This window comes from Nitrosomonas sp. Is35, assembly GCF_033063295.1.
Lineage (GTDB): Bacteria > Pseudomonadota > Gammaproteobacteria > Burkholderiales > Nitrosomonadaceae > Nitrosomonas.
Window position 1 is genome coordinate 2,987,478 of record NZ_JAWJZH010000001.1, and the last position, 13,944, is coordinate 3,001,421.

General features: G+C 49.2%; 12 protein-coding genes. 2 read left to right on the forward strand and 10 right to left on the reverse strand.

The genetic code is table 11. The features are described 5' to 3' along the window. Nucleotides 1-34 precede the first annotated feature (34 nt). From R2083_RS13925 to ppc, 10 genes are all read right to left on the reverse strand, one after another. Nucleotides 35-1,402 carry an integrase family protein gene (locus R2083_RS13925; RefSeq protein ID WP_317538798.1) on the reverse strand — a complete coding sequence of 456 codons (1,368 nt, stop codon included), beginning with the start codon at nt 1,400-1,402 and terminating at the stop codon, nt 35-37. A gap of 408 nt (nt 1,403-1,810) precedes the next feature. After that, complete coding sequence (locus R2083_RS13930; protein ID WP_317538799.1) at nt 1,811-2,947, reverse strand: PilT/PilU family type 4a pilus ATPase; 1,137 nt, start codon at nt 2,945-2,947, stop codon at nt 1,811-1,813. Between the two features lie 38 nt (nt 2,948-2,985). After that, nucleotides 2,986-4,029, reverse strand: a complete 1,044-nt coding sequence (locus R2083_RS13935) for a type IV pilus twitching motility protein PilT (protein ID WP_317538800.1) — start codon at nt 4,027-4,029, stop codon at nt 2,986-2,988. Nucleotides 4,030-4,212: 183 nt separating this feature from the next. After that, complete coding sequence (locus R2083_RS13940) at nt 4,213-5,454, reverse strand: EAL and HDOD domain-containing protein (RefSeq protein WP_317538801.1); 1,242 nt, start codon at nt 5,452-5,454, stop codon at nt 4,213-4,215. A gap of 139 nt (nt 5,455-5,593) precedes the next feature. After that, nucleotides 5,594-6,439: an HDOD domain-containing protein gene (locus R2083_RS13945; RefSeq protein ID WP_317531834.1), complete on the reverse strand. Its 846-nt coding sequence runs from the start codon at nt 6,437-6,439 to the stop codon at nt 5,594-5,596. A 155-nt stretch (nt 6,440-6,594) separates the two neighbouring features. Next, the gene (locus tag R2083_RS13950) at nt 6,595-6,849 is read right to left on the reverse strand and encodes a YfhL family 4Fe-4S dicluster ferredoxin (protein WP_317531835.1); all 255 of its coding nucleotides are present in this window, start codon (nt 6,847-6,849) and stop codon (nt 6,595-6,597) included. A gap of 15 nt (nt 6,850-6,864) precedes the next feature. Continuing rightward, entirely contained in the window at nt 6,865-7,347 is a 483-nt protein-coding gene (coaD, locus tag R2083_RS13955; RefSeq protein WP_317531836.1) for a pantetheine-phosphate adenylyltransferase, read from the reverse strand. After that, the gene (rsmD, locus tag R2083_RS13960; RefSeq protein WP_317531837.1) at nt 7,340-7,894 is read right to left on the reverse strand and encodes a 16S rRNA (guanine(966)-N(2))-methyltransferase RsmD; all 555 of its coding nucleotides are present in this window, start codon (nt 7,892-7,894) and stop codon (nt 7,340-7,342) included. Before rsmD ends, coaD begins: the two co-directional genes overlap by 8 nt. Nucleotides 7,895-7,905: 11 nt before the next feature. Then, the gene (locus R2083_RS13965) at nt 7,906-9,210 is read right to left on the reverse strand and encodes a pitrilysin family protein (protein ID WP_317538802.1); all 1,305 of its coding nucleotides are present in this window, start codon (nt 9,208-9,210) and stop codon (nt 7,906-7,908) included. A 57-nt stretch (nt 9,211-9,267) separates the two neighbouring features. After that, complete coding sequence (ppc, locus tag R2083_RS13970; RefSeq protein WP_317538803.1) at nt 9,268-12,069, reverse strand: phosphoenolpyruvate carboxylase; 2,802 nt, start codon at nt 12,067-12,069, stop codon at nt 9,268-9,270. Nucleotides 12,070-12,193: 124 nt separating this feature from the next. On the opposite strand from ppc, the gene hemC reads away from it, so the two are divergent. Together hemC and R2083_RS13980 are read left to right on the forward strand one after the other, a co-directional pair. Next, nucleotides 12,194-13,150, forward strand: coding sequence for a hydroxymethylbilane synthase (hemC, locus tag R2083_RS13975; protein WP_317538804.1), 957 nt, complete (start codon nt 12,194-12,196; stop codon nt 13,148-13,150). 2 nt (nt 13,151-13,152) lie between these two features. Next, entirely contained in the window at nt 13,153-13,941 is a 789-nt protein-coding gene (locus R2083_RS13980) for a uroporphyrinogen-III synthase (RefSeq protein WP_317538805.1), read from the forward strand. Nucleotides 13,942-13,944 lie beyond the last annotated feature (3 nt).

The window sequence follows — 13,944 nt, forward strand, 5'->3', positions numbered from 1 at the left end:
ATTCCATGTCAGTCATGCATAAATGTAGTTACGTTTATAGCTGCACTACATGCAACCCTGTTTGCTTCGGCACAATCTCAATTCCGGCCTCTTGTAAAATCCATTGCTCAATTTTGACATGCCACAAGTGCAGCAAATCCAGTTCGCGTTGTATGTAATGCTTCTCAGCAATTGCACTTGGTTTGTGTCCCATAATCTGCGCAACGATTCCCGCAGGCACTTCTACCCACTCAGATAGGGTGCCAAAAGAACGGCGCAAACCATGCAAGGATAATGCAGGAAGTGCTGCGACGGTCAATGCCTTATTATGAGGGTTGCGCGGCTCTTCCAACCTGCCAGATGCAGCAGAAGGACTACTAAAAACAAATTCATTGCGTCGAGGCAATACAGCTATTAAATGTTCTACATAAGGCGTTAGTGGAATTACTCGCAGCCCTTCTACCTTATCCCTAATGGTCATGCTCTTCCACTTAAAATCCACATCTTGCCATTGCAAACTCGCCAATTCATTACGACGCGCTCCGGTCAATAATAAAGATTGTAGGTATGCTGATATAACAGGATTATTAATTTTTTTTACGGCTTCAAACCAAGGGCGGATTTGCGCGCGTCTCAGGCTATCGTTCTTTTTTGTTTTTGGGGCAGGCACCAATCTCTTTATACTTTCGGTATGACACGCATCAGGATGCACAATAGCGCTATATTCATCATTTTTTGTGCACCATGTAATAAAGGCGCGCAAAAAACGAAATGCTTTGGCAGCAGAGGTAGGAGCCTGGGCAACTTCCTTCTTTAGCCATGCTGAAACGGCATTGACATCAAGGTCAATAAGGCGCATCGACATAAAAGGCACTAGCATGCCAGGACGTGTCGTTTCCGATTCATTTGGGCGGCGTCCGCGTTTACGCTTGACTCCACCAGCCTGTACAAAATAGGCATGATGTGCCCTATGCCTGTCTCCCCATTCTAGCTTTCCGTCTTTAATAGATGCACTGCGTTCTTTAATATATGCGCCCCATGCTTCAGCAACAGTCACAGATTCACGCACATTCTGTATCAGCAGCGCAGCAGCTTCCTTTTCCTTGGCTAGTTTTTCGGTTTCCTTGGCAGCTTCATCCTGAGCTCTTACTTCACGCGGGTCTTTACCTTGATCTATCAAGATTTGTAAGCGGCGAGCTTCAATTTGCGCGGCGTCAATGCTCCATACGCTCACTTCCCCGATAGTTAAACGCATGGTTTTACCTTTAACTTTCGATTCAAAAATATAGCGCTTGCGAGTTGAACCAGCTGTTGCACGAACGGCCAAACCATGCACTTCTGCGCACCATAAAAAAGCCTGCGCCTTGCCTGCGGCACATTGAAAATCTTCGATACGCCCGGCTGTCAATTTAACTTTCGCCACAATTACCACTCCATCTTTGATCGATATCTTGTAGCTGATTTGTAGCTACAATTGCAGTATATAGCGGAATATTTATCAACACAACAAATGATAGAGAAATTACTAACTAATTGATAGTTTAATAATTTGTTGCTATTATGAAATGGTAATCAACAGTTATAAATGCGGTAAATCACCCCCTCCTAAGGGGTAGGTCGCACGTTCGATTCGTGTTCAGGGCGCCATGAGCAGCACATAATCAACATGCGCCCTAAAAACGATGAGATCAATTATATCCGGTTGGTTGATGTTTGATTAAACTGTGCTAATCACCATCCAGCTAGCGCATCCGCACAGTTATACCGGATTCAGGTGGTAAAAGAAGAAGTAGACTAACAGATTCAAAATCACGAATTTCGCGCTCTGTTCTTATGTAATTGCCAGATGCGCAATGCCCGAATTGAGATCCTGCGATTTGGCTTCAGCGCCTTCCAGCTTAATTTGCAGGCGCAGTTCATTCATTGAATCCGCGTTACGCAATGCGTCTTCATAACTGATTTTTCCCGCTTCATACAGTTCGAATAGCGCCATATCGAAGGTTTGCATGCCGAGTTCGCGGGATTTTTTCATGATGTCTTTGATCTGGTGAACATTTCCCTTGAAAATCAAATCCGCGATCAGGGGCGAATTAAGCAGCACCTCGATCGCGGCAACTCGCCCTTTGCTGTCTTTGGCCGGTATCAACCGTTGTGCAACGAGGGATCGCAAATTCAGCGATAAATCCATCAGCAACTGTGCCCGGCGTTCTTCCGGAAAGAAATTGATGATCCGGTCCAACGCCTGGTTGGCGCTGTTGGCGTGCAGCGTGCCCATGCACAGATGACCGGTTTCGGCGAAGGCAATCGCATGCTCCATGGTTTCACGGTCGCGGATCTCGCCGATGAGAATGGCATCCGGCGCTTGCCGCAAGGTGTTTTTCAGTGCCGCTTCCCACGATTCGGTATCGACGCCGACTTCGCGCTGCGTAATGACGCAGTTGATATGTTCGTGCACATATTCGACCGGGTCTTCGATGGTGATGATATGGCCGTAGCTATTTTTATTGCGATGCCCGATCAATGCGGCCATGGATGTGGATTTTCCCGAGCCGGTGCCGCCGACAAAAATGACCAGGCCGCGTTTGCTCATCACCACTTCTTTCAGCACTTGCGGCAACCCCAAATCGTCAAATTCGGGGATTTTTGTGGTAATGGTACGCAGCACCAAACCAACCCTTTGTTGCTGCACAAAAGCATTAACCCGGAACCGCCCGATCCCTGCGGGACTGATCGCGAAGTTGCATTCCTTGGTAGCATCGAACTCGGCCGCCTGTTTGTCGTTCATGATCGCGCGCGCGAGCATTTCGGTATGTTGCATGCTCAAGGATTGTTGCGATACCGGTGTCATTTTTCCGTCAATCTTCATTGCCGGTGGAAAACCGGCGGTAATAAACAAATCGGAGGCTTTCTTGCTGAGCATTAAGCGCAGTAAATCCGACATAAATTTTGATGCTTGTTCCTTATCCATAATGTACTCCCGGAATACAACTCAACCGAATTGGCCGATCAACTCTTGAAATTATCTTTATTCGCCGCTTTTGCTCGAGCTTCGGGCATCGAAATCACATTGCGTTTCACCAGATCGGTGAGATTTTGATCCAACGTTTGCATGCCGACATTTTGACCAGTTTGAATCGCCGAATACATTTGTGCAACTTTTCCTTCCCGTATCAGATTACGGATTGCCGGTGTGCCAATCATGATCTCATGCGCCGCCACGCGGCTTTTGCCGTCCTTGGTTCGCAACAATGCTTGAGAAATTACCGCACGTAACGACTCGGACAGCATTGCACGAATCATTTCCTTTTCTTCGGCAGGGAAAACATCGATGATACGATCAATCGTTTTAGCGGCGGAACTGGTATGCAATGTGCCGAAAACCAAGTGACCAGTCTCGGCCGCCGTCATCGCCAAGCGGATGGTCTCCAGGTCACGTAACTCACCGACCAGAATAATATCCGGATCTTCCCGCAAGGCTGAGCGCAAGGCATTCGAGAAACTCAGGGTATCTCTTCCCACTTCACGCTGATTAATCAGACACTTCTTGCTCTCATGCACAAACTCGATGGGATCTTCAAGAGTCAGGATATGCCCATAATCATTTTCGTTGATGTCGTTAATCATCGCCGCCAATGTAGTTGACTTGCCAGAACCGGTGGGGCCTGTCACCAAAACCACACCGCGCGGTTGTTTGGCAATTTCAGCAAATATTTTGGGCGCTTTGAGATCCTCCAGGCTCAATACTTTTGACGGGATCGTCCGCATCACTGCGGCGGCGCCGCGTTGCGTATTGAATGCATTGACACGAAAACGGGCGAGATTCGGCACCGCAAAAGAAAAATCACACTCCAAATGTTCTTCATAAAATTTTCTCTGACCGTCGTTCATAATGTCGTACACCATCGCATGTACTTCCTTATGCCCCATCTCCGGTAGATTGATGCGGCGGATCTCGCCATGCACCCGGATCATGGGTGGCATTCCGGCCGATAAGTGCAAGTCCGAAGCGCTATTTTTAACGACAAATGCAAGCAACTCTACGATATTCATAGTGACACCCTCTTGTGACAATACAAAATGCAACGTGAAACATTTGAATAACAATTAATAGGCTGTGAGGATCAGAACCCGAATCAACCCGCTTGTTAACGGACGAGGTCAATAAAAAATTGAATGCGTCTGATTTAGAAATTCAGGCTTCTTCAGATCAGCAGATAAGCATTACATCGATTTCTATGCCGTCTGGTTGACGGCATCGCTGATCCGGTGAGCCCAGGCTGTAGCTTCCAGTTCCAATCGGGTGAATTCTTCCATGCTGAGAAATCCCAGTTCCAACAGCATCGTTGAAACTATTTCGGATTCACCTTTCTCATACGCTTCGATCAATGCGAGTTGATATCCAAGCGATCCGCGGCGCGTCAGCAAGGCTTCGCTCATGTCTTTTTGTATACTCAGGGTGCCCACAAGCTCGGACATCTCGATTCCCAGCAATGTATCCAGCAATGACAAAACACCGACCATAAACGCACGATCCTGGTGGTTTTTATCATGTGGGCGATCCGCGATGGCAATTGACTCCAATAGTTTGCCCCGCACGGTTGCGGTTTGCATCAAGGCATCGGAAGTACCGCCATCCCTTTGCTTGGCGGCGTAAAGCAGAATCTGCACCCAGCGTTGCAACTGCTTGCGGCCCAGAATCATAATGGCCCGTTTGATCGAGTTAATCGTGCTCGGCAAGCCGTTGGCCGCTGAATTCACCATGCGCAGCAGGTTATAGCTCAAACCGGGCTGGTATTTGAGTTCGTTTTCAATATCACCCACCTCACTGTCTCTGACCACCAGCAATAAAAGCTTCAGCAGGGATAGTTTGGATGGATCGATCCGTTTTCCCGAAATAATCTCCGGTTTTGCAAAATAGAATCCTTGCAACATCTGAAAATTCAGCGCAATGCAGTTTCTGGCAATTTCCTGGCTTTCAACTTTCTCGGCTAACAGCAGCACCGGCCAGCACCTTAATCGCTTCACCAGACTCAGCAAATCCTGCTGGCTCAGTGCCGTAATATTGATCTTCACCACATTAATGAGCGGCATGATGCGATCAAATCGCGCATCCAGGTGGGTCACATTGGAAAGCGCTAGCTGATAGCCTTTTTGCTTCAGAAAGGAACAGCGTTGAATGATCTCATCGTTAATTTCCACGCTTCTTAAAATTTCCAGCACGACATGTTTCTTGGGCAGCATGCAAATGGTATCGTTAAGCAGCAACTTGTCATCCACCTTAATAAAACCGCGCCGCTTACCAATGACATTCTCTATGCCTAACTGCCCATAGGTATCGATAATGACATTTGCGGAAGCTGCGGAGTTATCGGTTATCGAAACGACATTGTGTTGATCGGAGCGGAATAAAAGCTCATATGCCACCAAATTTTGTTTGTTATCAAGGATCGGCAATCTGCCGAGATAAACTTCCATCCCATCTGCTCCTGTAACTTTACGCTGTCCTGCTGATTTTTGTTTATCGTCCCGGATAGGATCAACTTGAGCTTTTGTTTTATGGAAATAACATGATGAAATAATTCAATTAATATGAAACTTTATAATGCCATGATCACTAGCGTATGGCGTTGAATACTTCGATGACTTGCAATTTCGCCACCGTCATTACCGACTCGACAATTTCAGCCGATAAGCCCAGAAAACTCCAAGCCTGAAGTGCACGATCGGAGATAGTTTCTTCGTGCTCTACCGGTTGGTTGGTACAAGGTTGAATATAACTGGCAATATTGACTGCCGCACACAATGTGCTGGCGTCATACTGGAATTCCTTTTCTTGCATCGGATTGAATTGATATTCAACCATCTTGCAGATATTGACCGGCAGTTTCCATTGCTTTAGAAGTTCGGCGCCCAGTTGCGCATGGGTAAAACCGAAGATCTTGCGTTCCGCCTGAATTGCCGCGTCTTCGCCTTGATTCATGCAGCTCAATACTTTGGCCGATTCCTTCGGATATTGGCTGAAAAGAATTAATCGCCCCACGCCATGCAACAATCCGGCGATAAAAAAACGCTCCCGGCTGTCGACACTGGAAGCCAATAAGCGCGCAGTAACTCCGCAGGTGATACTGTGATTCCAGAAGGTATCCATGTCCACCAGATCGGGGGGAATGTCCTTGAATGTGGAGGTCACAGATGTGGCAAGAACCAGATTGCGCAGTTCTTTATGCCCGATAATGGCAATCGCTTTTAAAACGGTTTCCACTTTTCCAGAAAAACCAAAATAGCTGCTATTGGCAAATTTCAGTATCTTGGCCGTCAATGCGGGGTCGCTTGCAATAACACGCTCCAGCTCAGTATTGGTTGCTTCTCCGGAGTCGATCAGATCATTCACTCGAACCACAACATCCGGCAAGGAAAAAATTGAGCGAACGTTAGTCACTATCGTGCGTGGATCATCCATTCAGGTCTCTGTTAAGAAAAATTAGGGTCTTAGGAAGTTAAACACTTACTAAGATTAAACTAAAACCGGAAGGGTTACGCTGACGATTAAACGGGGAAAACTATCGGATTTCGTCGGGAAGGATTAGTGGGACGGGAAGTGTATTGCAAAATACTTTATTTCTTGGCGGCAATAAGCGCCTGATATTTTGCTTGCAATTGTTCCTTACTTTCAATCACAGCGGGATTGGGTGAAATACAATCAACCGGACATACTTCCACGCATTGCGGCTCGTTATAATGTCCGACACACTCGGTGCACAAGGCCGGATTGATCCGGTAAATTTCCTCACCTTGGGAAATGGCGCCATTCGGGCACTCGGGCTCACAAACATCGCAGTTGATACACTCATCGGTAATGATTAATGCCATTTAATTCTCACAAAACTATTGATTAACAATCTTCTCGCGCAGCTTTTGTGCCACCAAGGGATGTACAAATGCATCCGCATTCCCGCCCAACGAAGCGATTTCACGCACCATGGTGGCGGAAATAAACATATATTGTTCGGATGGGGTCATGAATAAAGTCTCGACATCGGGATACAAGCCGCGATTCATTCCCGCCATCTGGAATTCGTATTCAAAGTCTGACGCCGCGCGCAAACCGCGCAAAATGACACGCGCATTCTGCTGTTGTAGAAAATTCATCAACAAGCCGGAAAAGGGCATAATCGTGACATTGGCACAGCCGGACAAGACTTCCTGCGCCATGTCCACGCGCTCTTCCAATGTGAAAAACGGCTTCTTGCTGCTGCTTACGGCTACCGCCACCACCACTTGATCAAACAAACGCGCGGCTCGCCGGACCAGGTCCTCATGTCCTCGGGTTATCGGATCAAAGGTACCGGGATAAATCGCTTTATCCATGCTGCGCCAGCTCCAGCAGCTGGCAATGCACACTGCCGGCTCTTGTGTTACGCCTTACCTGCCATTGCGCATCCGCAGTCCAATTGCCTTTGGCTTCAGCATAAACCAGTCCGCCCGTTTCAAGATGACATGGCAATAAAGGCAGCAATTCCGGCAACAACGCCAGACGGTAAGGAGGGTCGAGAAAAATAACATCAAATTTCCGCGTATCCGACTTCAAAAAATTCATCGCATTCATCATCACCAGTTCAATCTGAGTTGCTTGCAATTTTTCCTTATTTTCCCGCAACATGCGATAGATTCCCGCATCCGCATCCACCATCACCACCGATGCCGCACCGCGAGATGCTGCCTCGAAACCTAGCGCCCCGCTTCCGGCAAATAAATCGAGACAACGCATGCCGCTTAAATCTTGTCCCAGCCAATTAAACAGCGTTTCACGGATCCGATCGGCGGTGGGTCTTAAATCGGGATGCTCGGGAAAAGCCAGTAAACGGCTGCGCCACTGACCGCCGATGATACGAATTTTTCCCCGGGTTAAAGCCATCGGCACAAATCTTATTCGATTGCACCCACGATCACAGTCACCATACCGTCAGGCTGAATCCGGCGTTGAAATGCCTGCCGGATCTGTTCGGTGGTAACTGCCTCAACGGCTTCCAAGTAATCCGTCAAATAGGTCATCGGCAAACGATAAAAACCGATCACGGACAGAAAACCCAATATTTTGCTATTGCTGTCGATACGCAGCGGGAAGCCGCCGATAATATTTTGCTTCGCCGCCGTTAATTCATCCTCGGTTGGACCTTGAGCGACAAAATCTTTCAGTACTTTGTGCGTCAAAGCCAATGCTTCTTCCGACTGTTCCTTTTTGGTTTGCAAACCGATCTGAAACGGTCCTTGCTCCTGATAAGGAGAAAAGAAACTATACACACTGTAAGCCAAGCCGCGCTTCTGGCGGATCTCTTCCATCAGGCGCGAAACAAATCCGCCGCCGCCCAGAATGTGGTTGCCGACCAGCAGGGGAAAATAATCCGGATCGCTGCGCCGCAGTCCCGGATAGGCCAGCTGGATATGACTTTGCGTTGCAGGATGGGGAATTCTTTTTATCCCCGCTGCCGGGATTGATACCGGTGCAATCCCTGTCTTCGCGCCATCGGCAGGTAAATTGCCGGTGAGTGATTCCGCAAGCGCTGCCGCGTCAAGCCGGGTGATGTCGCCCATGATGGCGATCACGGCATTCTTGGCGACATAATAAGAACGGTAAAAAGTCAGTAGATCCACACGCTGCAACCGGTTCAACGGCTCAATCTCACCCATCTCATTGAATCCGTAAGGGTGATCGCCATAGAGCATTTTCATCAATTCACGATCACCGATGTAATCCGGTTTGGTGCTGGACTCTTTGATACTGGCAATGATTCTGGCTTTTTCCCGCACCACAACGTCTTGCGGAAATTCCGGATGCTGAATAATCCGCGCCAATATATCGAGCGCCTGTTTGCGTTCCCGCTCACTGCTCAAGGTGCGCAAAGCAATACCGGCACGATCGCGATCGAAATGGTTCTTCATTTGCGCACCGACATCGGCCAGCGCGGTCGCAATCTGGTCTTCCGTTAAGCCACCCGCGCCAAGGCTGAGCATATGCTGCACCAGACTGGCGCGGCCGGATTGACCGGCGCTATCCGTACTGCTACCGGCGGCAAATTCAACGCTGATATCCAATATGGGCAAATCATGATTCTCGACAAAATACACCCGCGCGCCGGAAGCTGTTTGCCAGTATTGGATCGGCAATGTGGCCCAGGCCCATTGCGCGTAAAGACTGAACAGCACAATAAAAATGAATCGTTTTATTTGCACCCCAATACCTCCCGCAGTGCGTTCACTAAAAGTAAATAAGGAAAATCCATATTCCGATTAACCGCTATTGCGCAAACCGGCGGTTACACCATTGATGGTCAGATGAATGGAACGTTTAACTTCCTCGCTATCCTCACCCGAGCGGTAACGGCGTAACAATTCCACCTGCAAGTGATTGAGCGGATCAATATACGGTGTTCTATTGCGGATACTGCGCGCTAACGTCGGATTATCCTGTAGCAACTCGGTATGGCCGGTCACGGCGAATAACCATTTCTGACTTCTTGACCATTCATCTTTGATGCGGCCGAAAATCTGCTCGCGTAACGCCTCATCTTCGACCAATTCCGCATAACGGGAGGCAATACCCATGTCCGTCTTGGCCAGCACCATATCCATATTCGACAACAATGTTTGCATGAACGGCCATTCCCGGTACATCTCCTGCAATAACGCCAACCCTTGACCATTCTGATCCTGATGATTGACAAAAGCTTCCACCGCATGACCAAACCCATACCATCCCGGCAGCATCATCCGGCTTAAACTCCAGCTGAATACCCAGGGAATCGCGCGTAAATCTTCAATCGCATCGGAATTCTTACGCGACGGCGGCCTGCTGCCAATGTGCAGCCCCGACATTTCCCGGATCGGTGTGGACTCCAGAAAGAATTGCTTAAACCCCTCCGTTTCGTATACCAAATCACGATACGCCGCAAAAGAGCCGGATGCCAGTTTTTCCATCGCACGGTAATAGCGATCCGCATTCGCGCCCAGCGAATCATGACCCAGCAGTGTCGCTTCCATTGTCGCAGCCACCAGCGTCTCGAGATTTCGCCGTCCGATTTCAGGTTCGGCGTATTTACTGCTGATCACCTCGCCTTGCTCGGTAACGCGGATTTGACCGTTCACACTGCCCGGCGGTTGCGCCAGAATACTTTGATAGCTGGGTCCGCCCCCTCGGCCTACCGTGCCGCCGCGGCCATGAAACAGACGCAGCTCCACTTTGTGTTTGGCAAAAACTTTGGTCAGCTCGATTTCGGCTTTATAAATTTCCCAGTTCGACGTGATAAAACCGCCGTCTTTGTTACTATCCGAGTAACCGAGCATGACTTCTTGCACATTGCCGCGCGAAACCAGCAGCTGGCGATAGTATGGCGTCGAGAATAATTGATCCATAATTTCGCCGCAAACTCGTAAATCCGAGATCGTTTCGAACAATGGAATAATATTCAGGTGCAGTTGCGGGGTTTCACCGCTTTGCAACAGACCGACTTGCTGCAGCAGATAAGCGACTTCCAGAACATTGATAATGCTGGTTGTCATGGAAATAATGTAATTCGGCAGTGCGGCCCCTCCAAACCGGCGGTGAATGTCAGCAGCACAGTGCAAAATGCGCAATTCCGATTGCGCCAATTCGGAAAAGCCGTCATAAGTGGCGAGTATCGGCCGGGATTGACCGATTTCATTCAGCAGCCATGCGGTGCGTTGTTTTTCATCGAGTTGTGCGTAGCCGCTCTTGCCGGTGTGATGCTGGAATAATTCGCTGACCACTTGCTCGTGAATTTTGCTGTGTTGCCGCATATCCAGCGGAGTTAAATGAAATCCGAACACATCCGCGGCGCGGCGCAAATTGCGTAATGCTCCGCGAGCAATCCAGGCGGATTTGTGCTGTTTCAATGAGGCAATGATGGTATCGAGATCGCGCAAAAACTCTGCGCAGTCGGCATAAGGTTCCCTCTTTTCCGCCGAGCTGAGTTGCAAGACTTGGTGCCCGAATTGTCTGGCGGTTGCAACCAAACGCGCACCGATACTAAGAAAAATCCGCCGATAGGGCTCATCGGATCGATTAGGAATATCGGGTGCGGTAGCCACCAATTTCTTGACATCATCACTGACTTCAACCAATTGCTCGGTCAAACTCATCGAGCGGCCAATTTTTTGTGCCGCATCAATGTAATAGTCCAGTGCGACCGATGATTGACGTTCAACCGCCCGCAACATGACATCATGTGTAACAAAAGGATTGCCGTCGCGATCGCCGCCGATCCAGCTGCCGATGCGTAAAAATGAGGAAACCGCAGGAATTTCGCTTTGATTTAAACGACGTTCGAGAAAATCCTCAATTTTTGCATAGATATAAGGGATTTCGGCCAAGAACGTATAACTGTAAAAAGTCAAACCGTTTTCGATTTCATCGTTAACCGATAACCGGCTTGGCCGCAGCATGCGCGTTTGCCACAGAATTTCAATGGTTGCCCGTAAATTTTCTTCATTATGACGCAATTCGTTGGGTGTCAGCTCCGTCCGCGCCCGTTCTCTTAACAACCGCTCAATGGTGAGCTGACAGTCCAATATACTGCGCCGCTGCACTTCTGTCGGATGCGCTGTTAGAACCGGCGAGACGACGGCTTTCTTAAAGAAATCGAAAAGGATAGCGGGGGCATTGTTGCTGCTGGTTAGCACACGTTCAAGCGCCAGCGTCAAACTGCCTTCCTGCAGCGGGGATTCTGCGCGCAAATGCGCACGCCGCCGCCGGTTGTGATGAACATCTTCGGCGATATTGGAAAGCAATGAAAAATAACTGAAGGCGCGAACAACAGGCAAGGCGTTCTCATCGCTCAAACGGTTAAGTATCGCATCCAGCTCCTCACGCGCCTTGGGGTCCTGATCTCGATGAAAACGAATCGCGGTCTGGCGTATATTCTCGACCAGTTCAAAAGCGCTGTCACCGTCTTGCTCCCGCAGCGTATCGCCCAGCATGCGCCCGAGAAAGCGGATGTCCTCACGCAATGGTAAGTCTTTATCATTCACCAATTTATTATTGGCACTATTATTCCCTGAATCAGCAGCGCTCATCGCATTACATACCCACGATCAAAAAAGAATCCGGCGCGCGCTTGCAACACGCAAAGTCCGTACCGGCCATGCTAAAATAATCATCATACAAAATTTTTTGTAATTTTTTCATTTTATACTATTAATGCCCAACTCACTTTTATCTCCACAGAAAATCGTCATTGCATCGCGGGAAAGTTTACTCGCTATGTGGCAAGCCAAATTTATCCAAAAACGTCTCGGCGAATTATACCCGCAAACTGAAGTCAGCATACTTGGGATGACAACACGCGGCGATCAAATACTGGATCAGTCCTTAGCAAAAATTGGTGGAAAAGGCCTGTTCATTAAAGAGCTCGAACAGGCATTGGAAGACGGCCGGGCCGACATCGCGGTGCATTCGATGAAAGATATGCCAATGAATGTGCCGGAAGGATTTGCGCTGGCCGCCATAACGGAGCGGGAAGATCCGCGCGATGCGTTTGTTTCCATTCACTATAGCGGCCTGGATGCATTGCCTGAAGGCAGCATCGTCGGCACCTCAAGCTTGCGGCGCGAAAGCCAGCTGCGCGCGCAATTCCCGCATCTCGAAGTTCATCCCTTGCGCGGCAATGTGCAGACCCGGCTGCGTAAACTCGACGAAGGGCAATATGCCGCAATCATTCTGGCTGCCGCCGGTTTAAAACGGCTGGGATTATCCGATCGCATCACCGCATTGCTGAGTCCCGAGCAAAGCCTGCCTGCGGTAGGTCAAGGCGCATTGGGTATCGAATGCCGGGCGAATCGCACCGATCTGGTTGCGCTGATGCAGCCGCTGCACCATCAGGAAACCGCTTATTGCGTCGAAGCCGAGCGAGCACTGAGCCGTGTATTGGGCGGCAGTTGCCAAGTGCCGCTGGGTGCGTTTGCTGAAATCAGCAACGGCAAACTCCAGCTGCGCGGATTCGTGGCGCAACCTGATGGCAAACGCATTGTCAGCGATGCGCTGAAAGGCAAACCGGAAACCGGCATTACGATGGGACAGCAATTAGCGCAAAAGCTGATCAACAAAGGCGCCGGTGAAATTCTGGCAACCCTGGTCCCCGCAGAGGGCTGGAAATAACATTGCCTGCGAGCACGCAACTTACCGGCCTTAATATTCTGGTCACCCGCCCTGAGCATCAATCCGCTGTTCTTGCGGAAGGTATCCGCGCGCTGGGCGGCAATCCGATTTTGCTTCCTGTACTGGAAATCGCCGATGTCACCGATCTGAGTCCTTTAACCGATCTGATCAAGCGCTTGGATGAATTCGACTGGGCAATCTTTGTCAGCCCCAATGCCGTCAACAAAAGCATGCCGTTGATAACCAAGCAGTATGCATTGCTGCCGCCGCACCTGAAATTTGCCGCGGTCGGGAAAGGCAGCGCAGACACTTTGAAACAATACGGCGTCAACAATGTGCTCATTCCAACCGAGCATTCCGATAGCGAAGCGCTACTCAAGCTCGATCAGCTACAGCACATGGCCGGGCAACGAGTTGTCATCTTTCGCGGCAATGGCGGCCGGCAATTATTAGGTGACACACTCGCGCAACGCGGTGCTTATCTCGAATACGCCGAATGTTATCAGCGCAGAAAACCCGACCTTGATACAGCACCGCTACTTGCTGATTGGTCACAAGGCAAAATTCATGCCGTGATCATCACCAGCAGCGAGGGACTGCATAATTTATTTGACATAATAGGCATGCTTGGCCAACAATTGCTGAAATTAACGCCGGTTTTTACAGTTCATGAACGAATTGCCCAAACGGCCAAAGAGTTAGGACTGGAAAAAATCATAAAAGCGCCTTCCACGGGTGACGAAGGCTTACTGAAAGGCTTACAAGCATACTTTCAGGTAACCGGAAAATAGTAC